The sequence below is a fragment of the Streptomyces sp. NPDC002403 genome (genome assembly GCF_053593015.1).
The window spans coordinates 254,386-276,888 of record NZ_JBSFBQ010000006.1 but is presented as its reverse complement, the minus strand read 5'-3'; the positions used below and the strand labels follow the sequence as shown (position 1 = coordinate 276,888).

General features: G+C 73.4%; 12 protein-coding genes. 7 read left to right on the top strand and 5 right to left on the bottom strand.

From position 1 onward, the window contains the following. Positions 1 to 52 precede the first annotated feature (52 nt). Positions 53 to 661 carry a TetR/AcrR family transcriptional regulator gene (locus ACWCPY_RS10605; RefSeq protein WP_451263937.1) on the top strand — a complete coding sequence of 203 codons (609 nt, stop codon included), beginning with the start codon at positions 53 to 55 and terminating at the stop codon, positions 659 to 661. Between the two features lie 40 nt (positions 662 to 701). Here the strand turns inward: ACWCPY_RS10605 and ACWCPY_RS10600 are convergent, their stop codons facing one another. Next, positions 702 to 4,238 carry a bifunctional glycosyltransferase/CDP-glycerol:glycerophosphate glycerophosphotransferase gene (locus tag ACWCPY_RS10600; protein WP_451263936.1) on the bottom strand — a complete coding sequence of 1,179 codons (3,537 nt, stop codon included), beginning with the start codon at positions 4,236 to 4,238 and terminating at the stop codon, positions 702 to 704. 203 nt (positions 4,239 to 4,441) lie between these two features. Between ACWCPY_RS10600 and ACWCPY_RS10595 the strand changes: the two genes are divergently transcribed. The 4 genes from ACWCPY_RS10595 (at position 4,442) to ACWCPY_RS10580 (ending at position 11,428) form a co-directional block, all read left to right on the top strand. After that, on the top strand, positions 4,442 to 7,978 hold the full coding sequence (locus ACWCPY_RS10595; protein ID WP_451263966.1) for a bifunctional glycosyltransferase/CDP-glycerol:glycerophosphate glycerophosphotransferase: 3,537 nt from the start codon (positions 4,442 to 4,444) through the stop codon (positions 7,976 to 7,978). 349 nt (positions 7,979 to 8,327) lie between these two features. Next, positions 8,328 to 9,410: a glycosyltransferase family 39 protein gene (locus ACWCPY_RS10590; RefSeq protein ID WP_451263935.1), complete on the top strand. Its 1,083-nt coding sequence runs from the start codon at positions 8,328 to 8,330 to the stop codon at positions 9,408 to 9,410. Positions 9,411 to 9,468: 58 nt separating this feature from the next. Next, on the top strand, positions 9,469 to 10,983 hold the full coding sequence (locus ACWCPY_RS10585; RefSeq protein ID WP_451263934.1) for a methyltransferase domain-containing protein: 1,515 nt from the start codon (positions 9,469 to 9,471) through the stop codon (positions 10,981 to 10,983). Positions 10,984 to 11,053: 70 nt separating this feature from the next. Continuing rightward, complete coding sequence (locus ACWCPY_RS10580; RefSeq protein ID WP_256260352.1) at positions 11,054 to 11,428, top strand: DMT family transporter; 375 nt, start codon at positions 11,054 to 11,056, stop codon at positions 11,426 to 11,428. A 59-nt stretch (positions 11,429 to 11,487) separates the two neighbouring features. On the opposite strand, the gene ACWCPY_RS10575 is transcribed toward ACWCPY_RS10580, so the two are convergent. The 4 genes from ACWCPY_RS10575 to ACWCPY_RS10560 all read right to left on the bottom strand — a co-directional run bounded on the left by ACWCPY_RS10575 (position 11,488) and on the right by ACWCPY_RS10560 (position 18,810). Continuing rightward, the gene (locus ACWCPY_RS10575; RefSeq protein WP_451263933.1) at positions 11,488 to 12,399 is read right to left on the bottom strand and encodes a carbohydrate ABC transporter permease; all 912 of its coding nucleotides are present in this window, start codon (positions 12,397 to 12,399) and stop codon (positions 11,488 to 11,490) included. After that, positions 12,396 to 13,814, bottom strand: a complete 1,419-nt coding sequence (locus ACWCPY_RS10570) for a carbohydrate ABC transporter permease (protein ID WP_451263932.1) — start codon at positions 13,812 to 13,814, stop codon at positions 12,396 to 12,398. Before ACWCPY_RS10570 ends, ACWCPY_RS10575 begins: the two co-directional genes overlap by 4 nt. Before the next feature lie 4 nt (positions 13,815 to 13,818). Further along, positions 13,819 to 15,180 (bottom strand): ABC transporter substrate-binding protein, encoded by a 1,362-nt coding sequence (locus ACWCPY_RS10565; RefSeq protein WP_451263931.1) that lies wholly within the window; start codon positions 15,178 to 15,180, stop codon positions 13,819 to 13,821. A gap of 141 nt (positions 15,181 to 15,321) precedes the next feature. Continuing rightward, entirely contained in the window at positions 15,322 to 18,810 is a 3,489-nt protein-coding gene (locus tag ACWCPY_RS10560) for an FHA domain-containing protein (protein ID WP_451263930.1), read from the bottom strand. 497 nt (positions 18,811 to 19,307) lie between these two features. Here ACWCPY_RS10560 and ACWCPY_RS10555 point away from each other — a divergent pair, with 497 nt between their 5' ends. Together ACWCPY_RS10555 and ACWCPY_RS10550 are read left to right on the top strand one after the other, a co-directional pair. Next, a complete protein-coding gene (locus ACWCPY_RS10555) occupies positions 19,308 to 20,978 on the top strand; it encodes a serine/threonine-protein kinase (RefSeq protein WP_451263929.1) in 1,671 nt (556 codons plus the stop codon). A gap of 181 nt (positions 20,979 to 21,159) precedes the next feature. Continuing rightward, complete coding sequence (locus tag ACWCPY_RS10550; RefSeq protein WP_451263928.1) at positions 21,160 to 22,398, top strand: serine/threonine-protein kinase; 1,239 nt, start codon at positions 21,160 to 21,162, stop codon at positions 22,396 to 22,398. The last annotated feature ends 105 nt before the right edge of the window (positions 22,399 to 22,503 follow it).

Genomic DNA, 22,503 nt, shown 5'->3' with positions numbered 1-22,503 from the left:
CGCATTTACGTCGCAACGCAACCGTTCCGTCGCTACGGACTATGATTCGGCCATGACCACCGACCCGGGAGCCCGCCGCCGTGTCCCCGCCGGAGCCGCCGTGCTGCGCGAGGACGTCACCGATGCGATTCGGGGCGCCGTCTTCGAGGAGCTGGCCGCGGTGGGCTTCGCCCGGATGTCGATGGAGGGGATCGCGCGGCGCGCGGGCGTCGGCAAGACAGCCGTGTACCGCCGCTGGAAGTCCAAGCTGGCCCTGGTCCTCGACCTGGTGTCCGCCGTCGCGGTCCAGGGCATGCCGGCCCCGGCCACCGGTTCGCTGTACGGGGACGTCCGGGCCGTGCTCGAACTGGCCTCCTACGCCCTGCGCCACCCCGTCGCCTCGCAGGTCATCCCGGACCTGCTGGTCGAGGCGGCCCGCAATCCGGAGATCTCCGACACGATCAAGGCCGCCCTGCTGGACCCGCAGCAGGGCATCGCCGCCGTCGTCGTACGGGACGCGGTGGCCCGCGGCGAGCTGCCCGGGGGCAGCGATCCGGACCGGGCACTGGACCTGATCGTCGGCCCGCTCTACTGGCGGCTCGCCGTCGTCCGCGCCCCGCTGCCCAAGAGGTACCTGGACGACCTGGCGGCCTCCGCCGTCGCCGCCCTCAAGGCGGGCTAGGGTCTCTCGTTCGGATGATGCCGGATCGGAACGACCGGCCCTACCCCTCGGCCAGCAGCCGGTCCGCGACACGGGCCGCCGCCCCGCCGTCGTCCAGGTCGCAGAAGTCCCGGCGGAAGCTCTCGTACGCCTCCGCGTGCCGGGCCGCCGCGGCGGCCAGGGTGTCGGCGTCGCGCAGGAGCGCGGCGATGCCGTCCGCGCCGGCGAGCAGCGGGCCCGGCGCCCGGGCCTCGAAGTCCAGGCAGAAACCGCGCACCGTGTCGCGGTAGTGCGCCAGGTCGTAGGTATGGAAGAGCATGGGGCGGCCGGTGTGCGCGAAGTCGAACATCAGGCCCGCGTAGTCCGTGATCAGCACATCGGCGATCAGCAGCAGCTCCGCGGTGTCCGGGTGCGCCGACACATCGCGTACGCCCGGCCGCTCGGGCACGCTCCCGGTCACCCGCGGATGGCGGCGCACCAGCACCGTGTGGGCCTCACCGACGGACCGCACCAGCACCGCCGGGTCGAGCGCCGGGTCCCAGCGGTAGCGGGGCCGCTCACCGTCGGCGCCCGGGGGGCGGGCCAGCTGTTCGCGGTAGGTCGGCGCGTACAGCGCGATCCGGCGGCCGTCCGGGATGCCGAGCCTGCGCCGCACCCGCTCCGCGGTCTTGGCGCGGTCGGCCGAGAAGAGCAGGTCGTTGGCGGGGGAGCCGGCCTCCAGGACCTCGCCCCCGTACCCGAGCGCGCGCCGCAGCAGCGGGGTGGAGTGGCGGCTGGGGGAGACCAGGACGGACCACTGGGCCGAGCGGTGCGCCAGCGTGGCGAGCTCCTGGTGGTCGGCGTACAGGGTGCCGGCCAGATCCGTGCCGAAGCGGCCGAGCGGGGCGCCGTGCCAGGTCTGCACGACGGTCTGGCCGGGCCGCCGCTCGAACCACTCGGGCAGCTGGTCGGCGGTGACGATGCGGCGGGACCGCGCCAGCGCCTCGTACCAGGCGGCGCTGTGCTCGACGACCGGGACGGCGGTGGACGGGACATGGCCGTGGACGCCGTCGGTGACCCAGAGGTGCTCCGACTCCACGCCCCGGCGCAGGAGTTCGGCGTGGACGGCGCGCGGCGAGTCGCCGCCCGTGTAGAGGACCGCGTCCCGCAGCGGCATCGCGCGCCGGGCCGGGTAGTGGCTGCCGCGCAGTTCGGCCCGGCGGTACGCACCGCGTTCGGCGGGCGCCAGCACCGGCCCGGCCAGCACGGTCAGCCGGTCGCCGAACCGGCGGCCCAGGGCGAACTCCCGGCCGGGCACGGGCGCCGCCGCGACCGGGACGCTCCCGCGCAGCGGCAGCCGGGCGGCGAGCGCGGTCAGCACCCGGACCGGCCGGCCGCCCAGATACGCCTCCCAGCGGCCCTCGTGCAGCCCGGCGGCCACCGAGGGCGCCAGGAACGCGGAGAAGCGGCACCCCCCGTACGCCGTCCCGCGCGCCCCCGCGCCCCTTCCCGCCCGCACCCCCGGGCGCCGCTCGTCGTAGGTCACGGGCACCGACACCGTCTCGCGCAGCCCCTCGTGCCGCAGAACGAGCCGGTCCGGGCCCGCGTCCTGCCGCAGGCCCGTACCGGCGCCGGTCACCCCCTCCAACCGCAGCGCACCGTCCGGCGTCCACACGGCCCCGTCCACGAACGGCTGCCCGCTCAGGTCCAGCACCAGCTCGCCCGCCGCGTCGGCCACGACCGGCGGCACCGACTCCCCGGCCGCCGCGAGCGGCACCCGCTCCCCGTCGGCCAGGACCAGCAGCGCCCGCCACCGCCCGCCGGGCTCCGGCTCGACCTCGCGCGGCGCCCGGTGCGGGGCCGGTGGCGCGGCCGCCATCCCGGCGAGGTCGGCGAGCGGGACCCGTACCGTGAAGCGGCCGTCCGGACGGCACTCGACGGGGTGGCCGAACTCCTGGTCCGCCACCCCGTCGCAGGTCAGCACCAGGGCCTTGGGCCGGGCGTCCCCGTACAGCCTGCCGGTCAGCTCCAGGTCCTCGCCGAAGCGGTGGGTCTCGCAACGGGCGGGCAGCTGCGCCAGGTTCAGCCGGAGCCGGCCGCCCCGGAAGTCGAGCACCGCCCGCCGTCCGTCGCCCAGGTCGTGGACGAGCGGCTGGACGGCCCCCGCCTCCACGGCGCGCACCGCCACCCGGCGGACCGTGCCCTGGGCGGCCACCATCATGCCCACCAGCCAGCCGCCGGGCCGCAGCCGGCGCGGGTCGACGAGCATCTCGAAGCCGGAGTGGTCGTAACCGTGCACCCGCTGACCGGAGTCGACGGTCGCCTCGGGCGCGGACACCCCGCGGACCGGCACCGTCCGCAGCTGCTGTCCGTGGACCGTGCGCACCATGCCCACCTTCAGCGCGTGGCGCGGCGTCGCGGCCGGCAGATTCCGGAGGTACGCGTAACCGCGCAGCCGCAGCTTCCCGTCCTCGCCCCACCGCGCGTCCAGCAGCCGTGCCACGGCCGGCAGATCGCTTCGGGACAGCCGGGCGGTGTCCGGGATGCCGGGGAAACCGGCCTGCCGCCGCCCCGGCACCCCGCAGACGGTGAACGTCCCCGCGCCGTTGGCCCGTTCGAAGGCGAGCACCTCCAGCAGCTCCGGGAGCCGGCGCTCCTTCACCAGCTGCCACTTGATCCGCAGCTCCACCGGCAGATCGTGGGCCACGGCCCGGTCCGCGCGGCCCGCCCCGTCCATCCGCTCCATCCGGTCCAGGAACGCTCCGGCGTCCGCCATGAACGCCTCCCGGTACCCGGGCCCGCCCGGGGCGAGCCCCTCCAGGAAGCACACGAGGTCGTCGCGCAGGCACGAGAGGTCGTAGCGGCGCCGCGCACCGCCGTTCGCCACCCCGCCCCGGCCCGCCAGGAACGCGCTGACCTGCTCGCACGCCGCGATCCGGTCCCGTACGTCCTGCACATCCGTACACCGCCGGACGACCGAACCCTCCCGCACCCGCCAGTAGTGGACGTGCTCGTGCAGCACGTCCACCGAGCCGGCCAGGTAGTGCGCCGGGATCACCACCGGGGCGTCCTCGTAGAGCCTCCCCTCCGGGAAGGCGAAGGCGTGCCGGTCCCAGAAGGAGCGCCGGAACACCTTGTTCCAGACGAACCGGTCGGCGAGCAGCCGGGGATCGCGGCCGATGTGGGTGCGCGTCCGGGTGTGGGTCAGCCACCGGTACTGCGAGGCCTGCCGCCGCCCCCGCTCGTCCAGCCGCCACACATTGCCGGTCGCGAGGTCGGAGCCGGTCGACTCCAGCGAGGCCAGCATCCGCGCGTAGCCGTCGTGGACGACGATGTCGTCGCTGTCGGCGAACGCCAGGTACGGCACGCCCGGCATGGTGTGCCGCACGCCCGTGTTGCGGGCCGCGCCCGGCCCGCCGTTGGGGCGGCGCACGAGACGGAAGCGGCGGTCGTGGGCGGCGAAGTCCTCGGCGATGGCCGTACTGCCGTCCGTCGAACCGTCGTCCACGAGGACCACCTCGATGTCGGTGACCGCCTGCTCGGCCACCGAGCGCAGGCAGTCCTCCAGGTGGTCCTCGGCGTTGTGGACCGGGACGACGACACTGAGGCGCGGCTTCATGACCGGTCAACCGGGGCGGAGGCCCCGGGTCACCGGGACTGCCCCGAACGGATGAACACGGGATTCGGCGTGATCGGGACCCGGCGGCAACCGGGGCGCGGCCGATCTCACCCGTTCGGGAGAGACCGCTGCCGGTGACCCCCGCCCCGTCACGGGGTTGAGACCTACGGACAACCAGGCCCCGATGAACGGACGTGCCCAACATGCCGCCACGGCTGAGTGTCGTCGTACCCGTCCACAACGTCGAGCTCTATCTGACGGACTGCCTGAAGTCCCTCGCGGAGCAGACCATGGGCGACCTGGAGGTGGTGATGGTCGACGACGGGTCCACCGACGACAGCGCGGCCCTGGCCGCCGCCTTCGCCGGGCAGGACGGCAGGTTCCGGCTGGTGAGCCAGGAGAACGGCGGGCCCGGGCACGCCCGCAACACCGGGGTCCGCAACTGCGATCCGGGCGCTCGCCATCTCGCCTTCGCCGACAGCGACGACATGCTCCCGCCCCGCGCGTACGAACTCCTCGTCGGCGCCCTGGACGAGACGGGCTCGGACCTCGCCTCCGGCAATGTGCTGCGGCTGCGGGCCTCCGGCAGCCTCCAGCAGTCGCCCGGCCTCCGCAGACCCATGGCCACCACACGGCTGCGCACCCACATCTCCCGGGACTGGGACCTGGCCGCCGACCGGACCGCCTGCAACAAGGTCTTCCGCCGGTCCTTCTGGGACGAGCACGCCTTCGCCTTCCCGGTCGGCGCCCTCCACGAGGACATCCCCGTCGTCCTGCCCGCCCACTTCCTGGCCCGCTCCGTCGACGTGCTGAAGGACCCCGTCTACCACTGGCGCGACCGGCCGGGCCCGGTCACCACCCGCCGCGCCCTCGTCCGCGGCGTCCAGGACCGGGTCTCGCACGTGCTGGGCGTCTCCGCCTTCCTCGACGAGCACCGCGACGCCGCCGACAAACGGCAGTACGAGGCGCATGTGCTCGCCAACGACCTCTGGCACTTCATGGAGGCGCTGCCCGGCGGTGACGAGGAGTACCGGCGCGCCTTCCTCACGTACGCCAACGAGTTCACCGACCAGGTCGACCCGGCCGTCCTCGACGCGCTGCCGCTGCGGCTGCGGCTGATGTGGCACCTCGTGCGCGAACGGCGGACCGGCGAGCTGCTGGACCTGCTCGCCTTCGACAAGGCCGAGCCGGGCGCCTTCGAGGTGCGGGGCCTGCGCCGCCGCAGCGCCTCCTACCCGGCCCTCACCCGGCCGGTGCCGCGGCCGGTGCTGCGGCTGGGCGAGCGGGACCTGCCGCTCACCGCCCGGCTGCGGGACGCCCGCTGGGAGGGCGGCAGGCTGCACCTCAAGGGGTACGCGTACATCCGCAACCTGCCCGCCGGCCCGCGCGCCCCCGAGTTCCGGGCCGGCTGGCTGCGGGCCGGGCGCCGGCACGTGGTGCCGCTGCGGCTGCGCACGGTCGACGAGCCGGAGGCCACCGCCCGGTCCCGGCAGAGCCTGCACGACTACGACCGGTCGGGCTTCGAGACCGTCGTCGACCCGGCCAGGCTCCGCATCGACCCGGACAGCGGCGTCGAACGGCTCACCTGGCGCCCGGAGATCGGCATCGCCGGATCCGGCACGCTGCGCCGCTCCGGACTCGCCACCGACGAGGCGGCCGCACCGCCGCCCGTGCACCGTCCCGACGGCGACCACCGGATCGTGCCCGCCTTCGACGGCGGCAGGCTGGTGCTGCACGCCGAGCGGATCGACGCCCGCTTCGAGACGCACCGCGCGGGCGACACCGGCGACGGGGCCGCCGCCGTGGTCATCGACGGAATGATCCGCGACCGCCTCGGCAAGGGGCCGCTGCGACTCGCCCTCACCCACCAGCCCTCCGGCACCACCATCGACCGCCCGGTGACAGTGCACGAGGGGACCGTGCCCTCGGCGGCGGGGTGGCGCAGGTTCACCGCGGACATCCCGCTCGACGCCTTCGCCGACGGCCGGCCGGACACGGCACAGGGACCGGGCCGCGCCCGGATCCCGTACAGCCTGCGTCTCGTCGGGCCGGACGGGCGCCGGACGCCGGTCGACGTGCCGGGGCCGGTCCTGCCCGGCCGCTACCCGCTGGCCGGGGACGGCGACGAGCGGCGCGAACTGGGCCTCACCACCGGCTCCCGCGGAGATCTGCTGATCACCGACCGCACCGTGCAGCCCGCCGTCGATCTGGCGACCTGGACCGAGGACGGACAGCTCCTCCTGGAGGGCAGCTTCCCCGGCCTCCCGGAACAGCAGGTCGAGCTGGTGGCCAGGCACAGCGGCCACGGCGAGGAGGCCGCATTCCCCCTCACCTTCTCCGGGCCCGCCGACGCCCGCCGGTTCAGGGCCGCGCTGCGGCCGGACGCCGTCGAGGGCCCCGGCGGGAACCTGCCGCTGGGCCAGGGGCACTGGTACCTCCTCCTCCGCGAGCGGGGCGGGACGGACGGAGCCCCGCTGCGCATCCCGGCCGCCGCCCACCGCACCCTGCCCGCCGCCCGCACCCTCGCCGGCCGCACGTACACCGTCGAACGGCGCTTCCACGACCAACTGCTGATCGACAGCGCCCCGGTGCTCACCGCCGGGGAACGCGGCCCGCGCGGCGAACGGCTGCTGCGCGGGACGTACCGGACGCGGCGCACCGCGCCACTGCGCGACACGGTGCTGTACAGCAGCTTCGACGGCCGCCAGTACTCCGACTCACCGCGCGCGATCCACGAGGAAATGGCCCGGCGGGGCGCCGAGCTGGAGCACCTGTGGGTGGTGCGCGACCAGCAGGCCCGGATCCCGTCGGGCGCCACGGCCGTCGAGCACGGCTCCGCCGCCTGGCACGAGGCGCTGGCCCGCAGCCGGTACGTCGTCACCAACACCCAGCTCCCCCAGTGGTTCGAGCGGCGCCAGGGCCAGTGCGTCGTCCAGACCTGGCACGGCAGCCCGCTCAAGCGCATCGGCCTCGACCTCGCGGGCACCGCCCGGGCCGACGCCGTACGCACCGCCGCCCTTGAGCAGCGCGCCCGCCAGTGGAGCTTCCTGGTCTCCCCGAACAGCTTCGCCACCCCCGTGCTCAGGCGCTCGTTCGGCTACCGGGGCGAGATCCTGGAGTGCGGCCACCCCCGCAACGACCTCTTCCACGCCCCGGACCGGGCCAAGGTCGCAGCGGCGGTACGGGAACGGCTCGCGCTCCCCGAGGGCAAGCGGGTCGTGCTGTACGCGCCGACCCTGCGCGAGGACCAGCCGCTCGGCGACGGCCGCTACGCCCTCGGCCTGCGACTCGACCTGGCCGCCGCCGAACGCGAACTCGGCGCGGACACCGTCCTGCTGGTGCGCCGCCACTACCTGGTGGCCGACCGCGTCCCGGACAGCGGCAGCGGCTTCGTCCGGGACGTCTCGCGCCACGCGGACGCCGGCGAGCTGATGCTGATCAGCGACGCCCTGGTCACCGACTACTCCTCGCTGATGTTCGACTTCGCCCGGACCGGCCGCCCGATGCTCTTCCACACCCACGACCTGGCGCACTACCGCGACACCCGCGGCTTCTGCTTCGACTTCGAGGCCCGCGCCCCCGGCCCGCTGATCCCCGGTTCCACCGGCCTGGTCGAGGCGCTGCGCGACCCGGAACGCTCCGTCGCGGGACACGCGCAGGCGTACGAGGCATTCCGCCGGGACTTCTGCGACCTGGACGACGGGAACGCGGCGGCGGCCGTGGTCGACCGAATGCTGTAATCCGCACCGTCGGCCGGTACCGCCGCCGGCCGGGCGAGAACACCGGAATCCCCACAGCACCCCTGAACCGTTCGAGTGGTTCAGGGGTGCGAGTGTTTGCGCACAGGTGCGGCGCATTCAAGTAATAGTCCTTCTAAGTGTGGCCATCGGTGCGTCGCTCGACGTCTTCGGGTTGCTACGTTCTGTTTTCATGGGTATCCGAATGCGATGCGAAACCTGGGACGTGCCACGCGCAAGAGCGATGGTGCTCATTGCCGCGGCCGCGGGTCTTGTCACCCGAATGCTGATCGCGGCGAACAAGCCGGGCCCGGCCGATGTGCGAATCTTTCGTGGTTTCGCAAAGGCGATCGTGCGTTACGGGCCCATTCGGATTTATGAGCAGCCGCTTCCCGGACTTCCCGTCTACAACCATCCGCCACTGGCCGGCTGGATGCTGCTCGGTCTGAACAAACTCTCCGAAATGGGCATCCCCTTCGGGACGCTGATCAGATCGCCCGCCTCGATCGCCGACTTCTTCTGCGCGCTCCTCGTCTTCGAGATCGTGCGGCGGCGCGCCTCGACCGGCGCCGCCGTCGCCTGCGGAGTGGGCGTGGCCGCCAGCCCCGTGCTGATCGCCACCTCCGGCTATCACGGCAACACCGACGCGGTCGCCATCACCTTCGCCCTGGCCGCCGCCCATCTGCTGGTGGACCGGAAGGCGCCGCTGGCCGCCGGGCTGGCCGCCGCGCTGTCGATCAGCGTCAAGTTCATCCCCGTGGTGGTGATCCCGGCGCTGTTCCTCGTCGCGCTGCGGGCCGGCCGGCCGGCCTTCGTCCGCTTCTCCGCCGGGTTCGCCGCGCTGATCGCCCTCGTCTGGGGGCCGGTCCTGATGACCGTGCCGGAGAACCTCAAGGAGAACGTCCTGGAGTACGCGGGCGGCGGCTACCGGCTCTGGGGGCTCGTCCGGTTCGCCGACCTGTCAGGCCTGCCGCAGTCCTTCATCACCTTCATCGAGGGCGACGGCCACTTCCTGTTCGTACTGGCCTGTGTGGCGGCCGGGGTCTGGCTCGCGTGGCTGCGGCCCGCGCAGCTGCCGGTCGTCGTCGGCGTCACGATGAGCCTGCTGCTGCTGCTCTCCACCGCGTCCGCGCTCCAGTACCTGACCTGGGCCGCCGCCGGGCTGTTCGTCGTCGGGTTCTGGGAGGGCGCCGCGTACGGCTGCCTGCTCGGTCTGACAGCGGTCCTCGGCTACCACGGACGCTCCGCCGTGCGCTGGAGCGAAACGGTGCTGCATCTCGCCGAGGCCGGCTGGGTGGTTCTCGCCGTGGGCGTCTTCAGCGGGATCCGCAAGATCCTCGCCACCCGGCCGGGCCCGCCCGGACAGCCCCCCGCCGGGTGCGGCACGGTCACCGCGCCCCGTACCTCGCAGCCCACCGGTTCCGCCGTCAACTGACCGCCTCCGAGAAGCAAGCACCACGTACCGAGCACCGAGCGCAACTGGAGAACGCCCCGTGAAGGAAAGCCCGAGCCCCAGGATCGGCATCCTGGTGGTCGCGTACAACGCCGAGACGACGCTGGAGAAGACCCTCGACCGCATTCCGGAGGACTTCCGGTCCAAGGTCGCCGAAATCCTCATTCTCGACGATGCGAGCCATGACGCGACCTTCACCGCGGGCTGCCGCTGGTCGCAGACGGAAGGAATGCCGCGGACCGTGGTGATGCGGCACACCAAGAACCTCGGATACGGCGGGAACCAGAAGGCCGGATACGCACTGGCCGCCGAGCACGGACTCGACATCATCGTGCTGCTGCACGGCGACGGACAGTACGCCCCGGAATTCCTGCCCGACATGGTCGCACCCATCGAACGCGGCGAATGCGAGGCCGTCTTCGGATCACGGATGATGAAATCCGGATCCGCGCTCAAGGGCGGCATGCCGATGTACAAATGGCTCGGCAACCGCATTCTCACCCGGCTGGAGAACGCCCTGCTCGGCTCGCAGCTCTCCGAATTCCACTCCGGGTACCGCGCCTACAGCGTCGCGGCGCTCAAGAAACTGCCGATCCACCGGAACACCGACGCGTTCGACTTCGACACCCAGATCATCGTCCAACTGCTCAACGAGGGGATGCGGATCAAGGAGATCCCCGTCCCCACCTACTACGGCGACGAGATCTGCTACGTCAACGGCATGAAGTACGCGAAGGACGTCGTCAAGGACGTCCTCGAATACCGGCTCGCCGTCAAGGGATTCGGCACCTGCGGCTGGATCCCCAAGCCCGTCGAGTACGCGTTCAAGGAGGGCGACGGTTCCTCGCACGCCGTCATCCTGGAGAAGATGCGCAGCCTCCCGCCCGGCCGGGTCCTCGACCTCGGCTGCTCCGGCGGCCTGTTCGCCCAGCGCCTCGAAGCCCTCGGCCACGAGGTGACCGGCGTGGACTACGTCGAGGTACCCGGCGTACGCGAGAAGTGCACCCGCTTCCACCTCGCCAACCTGGAGGACGGGCTGCCGGCCGAGATCGGCGTCGGCTACGACTACGTGGTCGCCGGCGATGTCATCGAGCACCTCTCACGCCCCGAGCGGGTGCTCGCCGAGGTCGCCGAGGTGCTGCGGCCCGGCGGCCGTGTGCTGCTCTCCGTACCGAACTTCAGCCACTGGTACTCACGGCTGCGGGTCGCGTTCGGAGTCTTCGGCTACGACCGGCGCGGCATTCTCGACGAGACGCATCTGCGCTTCTTCACCCGGGCCAGCCTGCGCCGCACCGTCAGGGAGTCGGGCTACGACGTCCTCCACATCGCGTCGACCGGGGCCCCGTTCTGGGCGCTGCTCGGCGGCGGACCGCTCCCCGCGGTCCTGGGCGGAGTGTCGAAACTGCTCACCCGGATCCGGCCGACGCTGTTCGGCTATCAGCACGTCGCACTGCTCACCCCGCATGCGGCCGAGACGATCATCGCTGGAGAGCACGTCGATGTACAGGACATCCTCAACCGACAGTACGTCCCTGCCGACCGGGTCGGCGTCTGAGGCCGCCGTCCCCCGTCCCGCCCCCTCCCCGGAGCCGCAGTCCCAGGGAGCCGCAGTCAGGAGCAAGGTCTTGACCCTCCCCAGTCTGACGCTGCTGCTGTTCGCCGTGTTCTCGTCGGCGGGCGGCCAGATCATGCTCAAGCACGGGATGAAGAGCGCCGCGGCCGCCGCGGGACACGGCGGCGGATCCGTCGCCCTGCGCGCCGCGACCAGCCCCTGGGTCGTCCTGGGCCTGGTGGTCTTCGCGGTCTCCGCCCTCGCCTGGATGGCGACCCTGGCCAAGGTGCCGCTGTCCATCGCGTACCCGTTCAACGCCCTCGGGTATCTGCTGATCGTGCTGGCCGGGGCGACCGTGCTGCACGAGCGGACCTCGATGTGGACCTGGGGCGGCTCGCTGCTCGTGGTCGTCGGCCTCGTCACGGTGATGGCGGGCCAGCAACGCTGACCGCGCCGTCGGACGGGCCTGCCCTCAAGCCCGTCCGACGACCGGCTACTGTTCGCGGCTCACTTCACCGCGCCCGCCATCACGCCGGAGACGAACTGGCGCTGGAAGGCGAAGAAGACCGCCAGCGGAATCACCATCGACACGAAGGCGCCGGGCGCCAGCACGTCGATGTTGTTGCCGAACTGCCGTACCTGCTGCTGGAGGGCCACCGTGATCGGCGGTGAGTCCGAGTCGGCGAAGATCAGCGCGACCAGCATGTCGTTCCACACCCAGAGGAACTGGAAGATCCCGAGCGAGGCGATCGCCGGACCGCCCAGCGGCATCACGACCCGGGTGAAGAGCCGGATCTCGCCCGCCCCGTCCAGCCGGGCCGCCTCCAGCAGCTCCCTCGGGATCTCCGCGAAGAAGTTCCGCAGCAGGAAGATCGCGAAGGGCAGGCCGAAGGCCGTGTGGAAGATGACCACGCCGAAGGTCGTCTCGAAGATCCCGACCGCGCCGAAGAGTTTGGAGACCGGGACCAGGGCGACCTGCACCGGGACCACCAGCAGCCCCACGACCACCAGGAACCACCAGTCGCGACCGGGGAACTCCATCCACGCGAAGGCGTATCCGGCCAGTGAACCGATCACCACGACCAGGACGGTCGCCGGGACGGTGATCATGACCGTGCTGAGGAGGGAGTGGGTGATGGTCGAATTGTCCAGCAGCGTGGCGTAGTTGTCGAAGGTGAGCTGCGACGGGGCCGTGAAGACCTTCCACCAGCCGGTCGCCGCGATGTCGTCCGCGCCGCGCAGCGAGGACAGCAGCAGCCCCACCGTCGGCATCAGCCAGAACAGGCCCACCAGGACGAGGAAGATCCGCATCGCACCGCCGCCGGCGCGGGCGGCGACGCGTGCGCCGAGGGACCGCTCCGCCTTCACCGGAACGTCTTCGGCCGGGGTGCTCGTGGCCGTGGTCGGCGCTGTCGTCATCGGCGCCCCTCCTTCCGGATCCGGCGGATGTTGACGTACATCACCGGGAGTACCAGCAGCAGCAGGAGTACGGCGATGGCGCTGCCGATCCCGAGGTCCGCGTCCGTGCCGAACGAGGACCGGTAGAGCTGGAGTGCCAGCACGTTCGCGTCGTCCTGCGAGGAGCCCGGCGCGATGATGAAGACCAGGTCGAAGATCTTCAGCACATTGATCATCAGGGTGACCAGCACCACCACGAGCACGGGCGCGAGCATCGGCACCGTGATCCGGCGGAACACCTGCCACTCGTTCGCGCCGTCCACCCGGGCCGCTTCGAGGAGTTCACGGGGCAGCCCCGCGAGCCCCGCCGCGATCAGCACCATCGCGAACCCGGCCCACATCCAGACGTACGAACCGATGATCCCGGGGGTGACGAGGGTCGGGCCGAGCCACTCGACCCCGTTGTACGGCTCCTCGAAGTTCGAGGCGGGCAGCCGGATTCCGGCGCCGTCGGCCGACGCGGGCAGGGTGAACGTACCGTCCGCGCCCGCCGTCGCCGTGGCGACCACCTTGCCGTCCTTGACCGCCTCGACCTGGAGGCCCTTGAGCCCCAGCTCCTCGGCGTCGATGACATTGGGCCGGCCGCCGCCGCCCTTGGTGAAGTCCAGCCAGGCGGTGCCGGCGATCTCGCCGTCCTTCGCCGCGGCGGCCTTCGCGGGCTTCGCGTCCTTCGGCATGTTCGCCGGGACCACCCCGACCAGCGGCAGCCGCACCGGCTGCCCGGCCCGTACCGGCGCCTTGGTGACGAACGAACCGCCGGGGCCCGCCTTGAGCGGGTGGACGGGCAGCGGATGCGCCTTCGGATATCCCGCCGACTCGGCGAAGGTGTCGTGCACCCCCACCCACACGGCGTTGGCGACCCCGCGCTCCGGAGCGGCGTCGTACACCAGCCGGAAGATGATGCCGGCGGCGAGCATGGAGATCGCCATCGGCATGAAGACGACCAGCTTGAACGCCGTGCCCCAGCGGATCCGTTCCGTGAGCACCGCGAAGATCAGCCCGAGGGCCGTGGAGACCGTCGGCGCGAGCACCACCCAGATCGCGTTGTTCTTGACCGCCGTACGGATGGTGTCGTCCGTGAACAGCGCCTTGTAGTTGTCGAGCCCGGCGAAACCCGTACCCGCCTGGTCGAGGAACGACCGGTAGACGGAGTACACGATCGGATAGACCACGAGCGCGCCCAGCAGCACCAGCGCGGGTGCCAGGAAGAGGACCGCGATGAACCTGCGGGTGCCGGTCACGCTCCGGCGGCTGCGCCCCGGGCCGCCGGGCGGCGGGCCGGACGGCTTCCTGGGCGCGGGCACCGACGGCTCCGCGGACGATTGCTTGTCGGCGGGGGGCACCGCGTCGGCGCCCCCCGCTGCGGCTGTCGTCATCGCGTCAGCTCTTGTACGCCTTGGCCGCGTCGGACTCCAGCTTCGCTTGAGTCCCCGCGATGCCCTTCGGGCTCTTCAGGAAGTCCTGGAGGGTCTTCCACTCGCCCTTGCCGGGCGTCCCGCCGAAGGACTGCGGCGCCTGGTCGGACATGTCGAACCGGACCGCGTCACCGGCCGAGATCAGCGCCTTCGCCATCGTGCGCTGCACCTCGTTCGGGTACGCGGAGGCGTCCAGGGCCTTGTTCGGGGAGATGAACCCGCCCTGTTCGGCCATGATCTGCGCGGCGTCGGTCGAGGCCAGCCAGGTCAGCAGGGCCTGGGCGCCCTTGCCGTCCTTCAGCGCCACCGCGGCGTCGCCACCGGTCACGACGGGGGACTCGGCGCCGACCGCCGGGAACGGGAACACCTTGGCGTCCGTTCCGATCTTCGCCTTCGTCTGCGCGATGTTGACGCCCACGAAGTCGCCCTCGTAGACCATCGCGGCCTTGGGCTGGTCACCGCCGGTGAAGGTCTGGGTGACCGAGGCGGGGAACTCCGTCTGCAGGGCGCCGTCGGCGCCGCCCGCGATCAGCGACGGCTTGCCGAACAGCTCGGCGAGCGTGGTCAGCGCGTCCTTGACGGACGGGTCCGTCCACTTGATCTTGTGCTGGGCCAGCTGGTCGTACTTCTCCGGACCGGCCTGGGAGAGGTAGATGTTCTCGAACCAGTCGGTGAGCGTCCAGCCGTCGGCGCCGCCGACGGAGACCGGGGTGACACCCGAGGCGGAGATCGTCTCGGCCGTCTTCAGGAAGTCCTTCCAGGTCTTCGGCTCGGCCGCGCCCGCGTTCTCGAAGGCCTTGGTGTTGTACCAGATCAGGGACTTGTTGGCGGCCTTGAAATAGACGCCGTACTGGGTGCCGTCCACCGCGCCGAGGTCCTGCCAGACCTGCGAGTAGTTCTTGCTCAGCTGGGCCTTGGCCTCGGGGCCGACCGGCTTCGCCCACTTCTTCTGGGCGGCCTGCTGGATCGCTCCGACCTGCGGGATCATCGCGACGTCCGGCGGCTGGCCTCCCGCGATCTTCGTACCGAGGAAGTTGACGATCGGGTCCTGCGCCGGGACGAAGGTGACCTTCGCGCCCGTGCGGTTCTCGAACTCCTTGAGGACCTTGACGAAGTTGGCCTGCTCGGCGCCGGTCCAGACGGCCGCGACCGAGAGCTTCTCGCCGTCCAGCTTGGGCAGTACGACGCTGGAGGGGCTTCCCTTGCCGCTCCCCGAGCCCTTGCCCGACTTGTCTTTTCCGCCGTCGTCACTGCAACCGGTGAGGGCCAGGGCACCGACGGCGGTGAACACCGCGGCGGCCCTGCTGATCCGAAGGGTTGTGCGCATTGCTTCCCCGTCTCTCACATCGTTGTGTGCGCACAGTCCTACGCCCGGTGTACGGGCGCCGCAATACCGCTTCTCGTGTCAACTCCTTGATCGTGATGGGCTCGTGACGTGATGTCAGTGGATGTCCGGACCCGGTTTCCCTCAGGAGTGGACGGGCCCGAACGGGGCTATCGGCTCGGCGTTCACCGACCGGGCCGCCCACTCCAGCGCACTGGCCAGCAGGGCCAGATCGGTCGGTCCGTTGCCCAGCTCGCGGACCGGGCGCCGGGTCGGCGGATCGCCCATCCGCTCCCATTCCAGTGGTACGACGGTGGGCCGCAGCGTGGCGGTGCGCGGGATGCGCCCGGTCACCCGGCCGCCCTGGAACGGGGTCACCCGGCCGTCCGGATGCCCGAGCCTGCCCCGTCCGGGCGCCGGGTCCTCCGGGGACGGCTGGACCACCGGCGCGTCCAGCACGATGCGCAGCCGGGCCCCGTGCGCCAGGTCCGTGTCCTCCGTACGGTCCGGGCGGGCGGACGCGGCGACCAGGTGGACGCCCAGCCGGCCGCCCTCCCGCGCCACGGCCTCCAGGGCCCGCACCACCGAACCCGCGGCGGGGCGGCCGGGACTGCCGAGCGCCGGGGCGACCAGCGCGTCGAAGTCGTCGACCAGGACGACGAGCCGGGGCAGCGGGGAGGGCCCGGGCTCCGAGGAGCGGGCGGCGGGGCGCAGCCGGAGCGTCCCGCTCATCGGGGCGTCCACGTCACCGCGCTGTTCCGCGGCGGCCGACGGGCGCTGGCCGACCATCCGCCGCGCCACCTCGTGCCGGCGGTGCCACTCGGTGAAGTCGTACGCGCCGAGCAGCTCGGCCCGGCGCTTCAGCTCGCCGCCCAGCGCCTGGGCGAACTCCCGCATCCGCACCGGATCGGAGGCCACCAGGTGCGTGAACGCGTGCGGCAGTTCGGTACAGGGGCGAAGGCCCTCGCCGCGGTCGCTGCCCGCGCCGTCGACCAGCAGGATGCCCAGCAGGTCGGGCCGGGCGGCCGCGGCGAGCGAGGCGGCGACGGCCCGCAGCAGCTCCGTGCGCCCGCTGCCGGCCGGTCCCTCGATGAGGAGGTGGGGGCCCTCCTCCGACAGATCCACGCTGACCGCGCCCCGGGGCCCGGCGCCGAGCACCACCACGGGCCGCCCGACGGCCGCGGATGTGCCGGTGTCCGGCTCGGCGCCCGCCTCCGCGGTCGTCCCGGCGGCGGTGCGTCCGGCCGGGGCGGCGCTCCCGGCGCCTCGCGCGGCGACCCGGGGCGCGTCGCCGCGCGGCCCGCTGACCCGGTTCGAGCCGCGCCCGGAGTCGGGATATGGGGTGCGGCCGGAGTCGGGATACGGGGTGCGGTCCGGGTCGGGGGTGCCGTGGCCGCCGTCGCCGGGGGCGAGGGGGCGGACCGGGGTGCCGATGTGGGTGGCGTTCTCGCTGCCGGGGTACGGGGTGCGGCCCGAGCCGGGGACGTAGCCGTCCGGAACCGCCGAACCGCCCACGCGCTGGGCGCCCACACGGGGGCCCGCGCCGCGCGGGTACTCCGTACGCCCCGAACCGCGGCTCTCCGTCCCGGCGCCGTCGCCCGCGCCACCGCCCGCCGGTCCGCCCGTCCAGCGGCCCGAGCCGCGCACCGTGGCGCCCGGCTGGTCGTCCGCGGTGGAGGCCCAGCGGGCCATCAGGGAGGCCGGGGTGGCACGGGCCAGGCCCAGCTCGTCCAGCAGCCGGGCGGTCGTCGGGAGCGAGGCCGACGCCGACCGGCCGTGGGCCGTGGCGGAGCCCTCCGTACGCAAGGGGGCCAGTGCCCGGCCGAACCGCTCGGCCCAGTGCGCCGACACCGCGTCCACCGCGGCGACCGTGCCGCGGCCCGCGGCCCGGCCGTCCGCCGTCCGCAGCAGCCGCAGGGCCGTCGCCACATCGCCGCTGAGCATCGCCACCGCCCCGCACTCGCGGAACGCGATCGAGGCATGGCAGGCGGCTTCGTACGTCGCCGCGACCGGTGAGGTGGGCGTGGCGGCCGGGGTCTCGGCCAGACAGATCAGATGGATGCCTGCCGCGGCACCGGCGGCGGCCAGCCGGGCGGTGTTCTCGCGCAGCGCCGCCGAGCCGGGGTCGCCGTCGACGATCACCACGGTGTACGGACCCGCGTACCGCTCCGCGGCCTCGGCGACCGTGGACCGGTCCAGGCTCGCCCAGCCGGGCCCGAGCGGGCCCTCGTCCAGCCGGCGCAGCAGCTCCGTGACCCGGGCGGTGGCCTGTTCGCGGTCGTACGCGAGAAGCAGCCGGCAGCCCTGGCCGTGCGTCGGACGCAGATGGGGAAGCCAGCCGAGCCAGGCCCACTCGCGTCTGCGCTCGTCCGCGCCGCGGGCGCGGTCCGTGCTGATCAGCACGATCTCCAGATCGGCGGGGGAGTGCAGTGCGGCGAGCTGCGCCACCGTGGAACGGGCGAGCCCGGCCAGCCGGGTCCGCGGTCCGGCGAGCCCGAGCGAGCCGGCCTCCCGCAGCCCCACCGTCACCGGCACCGCGGGCAGCTCGGCCCGGTCCGTCGTCCCGAGGCGCACCACGAGCGCCTCGGGGTGGGCGGTGCCGCGCTCCCACAGCCGGGGGCCCGGGCCGAGCGCGGTCAGCAGCACGGCCGCCGGGTCGGGCCAGGCGCTCCGCGCGGCGGACCCCGACGCCGTCGAGGGGGTGTCCGGGAACGGCGGCCTGGCGGCCCCCGCCCCGTCGGGCGCGGCCTCGTGCAGGGGTTCGCCCCGGTTGCCCGTGAGTCTGCGGGCCCAGGCGCCTATCCCGCCCCGCCGGGGCGCCCCGTCGTCCGGGACGGGGGCGGACGGCCGGTGCCCGTCGGCCCGCCCGTCGCCCTCGCCCCCGTACGCGTGACCGGCGCCGGGGTCCTCGTGGGAGGCGGGCGCGTGGGAGGCGGGCGCGGCGTAACCGTGTCCCGAGCCGTCGTCGGCACCCACCGCGCCGACCATGCCGGACACCCGCAGATGACCCTCGCCGTCCGGTGCCGTGGCCAGCGTCGGCGCGGGCGCCCCGGAGGTCAGCCGGAGCGTGGACTCGCCGAGCCGCAGCAGCGCACCGGGCTTCAGCCGGACCGGGCGGTCGCGGACCTCCGTGCCGTCGAGCAGGGTGCCGTTGGTGGAGCCGAGGTCCGCCACCGAGACCAGGCCGTCCGGCGAGACCGTCACCGCGCAGTGCAGCCGGGACACGTCGGGATCGTCGAGCGGGACGTCCGCGTCGGCGGAGCGGCCGATCCGGATCTGTCCGCCGTGCAGCAGATGGACCCCGCCCGCGTCCGGCCCCGCGACCACGTGCAGCCGGGCCGGGACGGCGTCGTCCACCGCCTCGTCCTCGCCCGGGACCTGGAGCGAGAGCACCGCGCCGTCCACCAGCGGAGGCTCGCCCAGCGCGCACCGCTGGGCGTCGAGCCGCTCACGCCCGGCGAACAGCACCACCGCACCGCTGCCGAGCGAGCCGTCGGGCCCCAGGACTGCCGCGGCCAGGTTGGACGCCACGGTGGCGAGCGCCGTTCCGGGCGGGGCGGTGACCAGCACGTCGCACGCGCGCGCCGGGGTCTGGCCGCTGCGCGGCGCGAGGACGGTCAGCCGGATCTGCATCGCCGTCAGCGGTCCCTTCTGCGCGGGGCGCCGGGCAGGGGAAACGCCCTGTGATTCCCCCCACCCGACACGGACGCGTCGTCCGGTACAGGTTCGTCACGTGCCGCGGGGCTCCCGACCCCACAGTCGTGCTGGAGGCATCCTCGCACCTGCGACCGACAACACGCCCGGGGGTCACCGCTAAGTGATCATGAAACGTCGGCTGTGCGCCCATAAATGCCAGCTTGGAACCTCGTCCGCGAGGACGGAACGGTTCCGGAAGAGCGTCGCGGGCGGCGCGTCGCACATGTGTGCGGCAACCATTGGCCCGATGTGAGCGTCTTGTCCCGCAACCGGCCACCGCCTTCGGGGCGGCATCCGGCCAACGGCGGACAGGGCGGCGAAAGCAACCGGACGGAGCCGCCCGGCCCCGCCGTCCACCCCACTAGAGTGGGCCGGAAACTCCCGGGCGGATCCGGGAGGACCGCAATCACCACGATCTGCAGGGAGCGCATGACGTGCGGCCGGTAGGCAGCAAGTACCTCCTGGAGGAGCCGCTGGGACGCGGCGCCACGGGCACCGTCTGGCGTGCCCGCCAGCGGGAGACCGCGGGCGCCGAGGCGGCCGTCGCCGGCGAGCCCGGCGAGACCGTGGCGATCAAGGTCCTGAAGGAGGAGCTCGCCAACGACGCGGACGTCGTGATGCGGTTCCTGCGCGAGCGCTCCGTGCTGCTCCGGCTCACCCACGAGAACATCGTGCGCACCCGCGACCTGGTCGTCGAGGGCGACCTCCTCGCCCTCGTCATGGATCTGGTCGACGGCCCCGACCTGCACCGCTACCTCCGCGAGAACGGCCCGCTCACCCCGGTCGCCGCCGCACTGCTCACCGCGCAGATCGCCGACGCGCTCGCCGCCAGCCACGCCGACGGCGTCGTCCACCGCGACCTGAAGCCCGCCAACGTCCTGCTCGACGAGCGCGACGGCCGGATGCACCCGATGCTCACCGACTTCGGCATCGCGCGCCTGGCCGACTCCCCGGGCCTCACCCGCACCCACGAGTTCGTCGGCACGCCCGCCTATGTGGCGCCCGAGTCCGCCGAGGGCCGTCCGCAGACCTCCGCCGTCGACATCTACGGCGCGGGCATCCTGCTGTACGAGCTGGTCACCGGCCGCCCGCCGTTCGCCGGCGGCACCGCGCTCGAAGTGCTGCACCGGCACCTCAGCGAGGAACCCCGCCGCCCCAGCACCGTCCCGGCCCCGCTGTGGACGGTGATAGAGCGCTGCCTGAGCAAGGACCCCGACCGGCGGCCCAGCGCCGAGAACCTGGCCCGCGGCCTGCGCGTCGTCGCGGACGGGATCGGCGTGCACGCCAGCTCCGCCCAGATCGCCGCGGCCGACGGCGTGGGCGCCCTGCTCGCGCCCGATCCGGCGCCCGCGGCCGTTCCGGGGACCCCCGGGGCGGCGGACCCGACGCAGGTGCTGCCGAGCAACGCCGGCTCGTACGACCCGAACGCCGCCACCAGCGTCATGCAGCACGCCCCCGGCCAGGGCCCCGCCGGGCACGCCGACCCGACCTCGGTCCTGCCGCCCGTGCCGCCGCGACCGGACGGCCCTCCGCAGCCCGACGGGCCGCACCCCTGGCAGTCCCAGCTCCAGGCGGCCCGCGACCGCAACGAGCAGACCCAGGTCCAGTACCTCGACCCGAACCAGGACCCGCTGCGCCGCCGCCCCCAGCGCGCCCAGCCCCAGCAGCCACAGCCGCAGCAGCGGCGTCAGCCGCCGCCGCAGCATCAGCAGTACCAGCAGCAGCCGCAGCAACAGCAGTACCCCCAGCGCCGCCAGCAGCAGTACCAGCCCCAACAGCAGCACCAGCCCCAGCAGTACGCGCCCCCGCAGCAGCCGGTGGCGCCCCAGCAGCCGGCCCCGCGTCAGCCCCGCGAGCCGAGGCAGCGCAGCGCCAACCCGATGAGGATCCCCGGCCTCGGCTGCCTCAAGGGCTGCCTGTTCACCCTGGTGCTGCTGTTCGTCGCGGGCTGGCTGATCTGGGAACTGACCCCGCTGCAGGACTGGATCGGCCAGGGCAAGAGCTACTGGCAGGCGATCAGCGACACGGTCTCCACCGTCGGCGACTGGATCTCGAAACTGGGCGGCGGCAGCGACGGCAGCGGCACCGGCAACACCGGCCCCTGAGTGGCCGCGACACCATCAACTCTGTAGCTATATCGACTTCCGCGGGCCAGTTTCCACCGCATATCGCCCGCGGAAGTGAAGGTTGGCACCATCCCGGGCACTCAACCCCCCGGCCGACGCGTAACTTTGTCGACCGGGGGTCATGAGCGACGGTCCATCGCCAGCCGCTGAGGGAGCAGTCTTGGCACGGAATATCGGCAGCCGGTACACCGCACACCAGATCCTGGGGCGCGGCAGCGCCGGCACGGTCTGGCTCGGCGAGGGGCCCGAGGGCCCGGTGGCCATCAAGCTGCTCCGCGAGGACCTGGCGTCCGACCAGGAACTCGTCGGCCGCTTCGTACAGGAGCGCACCGCCCTGCTCGGTCTCGACCATCCCCATGTCGTCGCGGTCCGCGACCTCGTGGTGGACGGCAACGACCTGGCACTGGTCATGGACCTGGTGCGCGGCACCGACCTGCGCAGCCGCCTCGACCGCGAACGCCGTCTCGCCCCCGAGGCCGCCGTGGCGATCATCGCGGACGTCGCCGACGGCCTCGCCGCCGCACACGCCGCCGGAGTGGTCCACCGCGACGTAAAGCCGGAGAACATCCTGCTCGACATGGAGGGCCCGCTCGGCCCCGGCGGCTCGCACCCGGCGCTGCTCACCGACTTCGGTGTGGCCAAGCTGATCGACACCCCGCGCCGCACCAAGGCCACCAAGATCATCGGCACGCCGGACTACCTGGCCCCGGAGATAGTCGAGGGGCTGCCGCCGCGCGCCGCCGTCGACATCTACGCCCTCGCCACGGTCCTGTACGAACTCCTCGCCGGCTTCACGCCCTTCGGCGGCGGACACCCCGGCGCCGTCCTGCGCCGCCACGTCACGGAGACGGTCGTACCGCTCCCCGGCATCCCCGACGAGCTCTGGCAGCTCCTGGTCCAGTGCCTGGCCAAGGGCCCCGCCTCCCGGCTGCGCGCCTCCGAGCTCGCGGCCCGGCTGCGCGAGCAGCTCCCGCAGCTGGCCGGCATCCCGCCGCTCGACGTGGACGAGCCGGACACCGAGCCGGAACCCCAGACGTACGACGAGCAGCAGTACACCCCCGCCCCCGAGGAACCCCGCCGGCGCGGCGCGGTCCCGCTGGTCCCCGGCTCGTCGGCCGACTCCAACCGCGACACCCACACCAGCATGCGTGTCCCGGCCCCCGACGAACTCTCCGGCGGCCCCCGGGGCACCGCCAGGGCCCCCCGCTCCCCGGGCACGCCCCGCCCCGGCTCGGCCCGCAACAAGTCCGCGGCCGTCCGCAAGCGCCGCCTCGCCCTGGGCGCCGCCGCTCTGGTGCTGGTGGCGGCGCTGGGCGTGGGCGGCGCGCTGGCACTGGGCGGCGACGACGAGGGCGCACCTACGCAGGACACGGAGAACTCGGCGCCGGCGACGCCCTGACCCGAGGCCCCGCAAGGACGGCCCCGGCGGTCCGCGGGCGGCTCGGACACCCCTCGGAGCCCCTGTTCCCGTGCGGTCCGCGAGGCCCCGGCGCACCGGTTCGCC

Coding starts and splice junctions, on each gene's coding strand:
- ACWCPY_RS10565 (WP_451263931.1), bottom strand. CDS start 15,180: ATGCGCACAACCCTTCGGATCAGCAGGGCCGCCGCGGTGTTCACCGCC.
- ACWCPY_RS10605 (WP_451263937.1), top strand. CDS start 53: ATGACCACCGACCCGGGAGCCCGCCGCCGTGTCCCCGCCGGAGCCGCC.
- ACWCPY_RS10560 (WP_451263930.1), bottom strand. CDS start 18,810: ATGCAGATCCGGCTGACCGTCCTCGCGCCGCGCAGCGGCCAGACCCCG.
- ACWCPY_RS10600 (WP_451263936.1), bottom strand. CDS start 4,238: ATGAAGCCGCGCCTCAGTGTCGTCGTCCCGGTCCACAACGCCGAGGAC.
- ACWCPY_RS10575 (WP_451263933.1), bottom strand. CDS start 12,399: ATGACGACAGCGCCGACCACGGCCACGAGCACCCCGGCCGAAGACGTT.
- ACWCPY_RS10570 (WP_451263932.1), bottom strand. CDS start 13,814: ATGACGACAGCCGCAGCGGGGGGCGCCGACGCGGTGCCCCCCGCCGAC.
- ACWCPY_RS10595 (WP_451263966.1), top strand. CDS start 4,442: ATGCCGCCACGGCTGAGTGTCGTCGTACCCGTCCACAACGTCGAGCTC.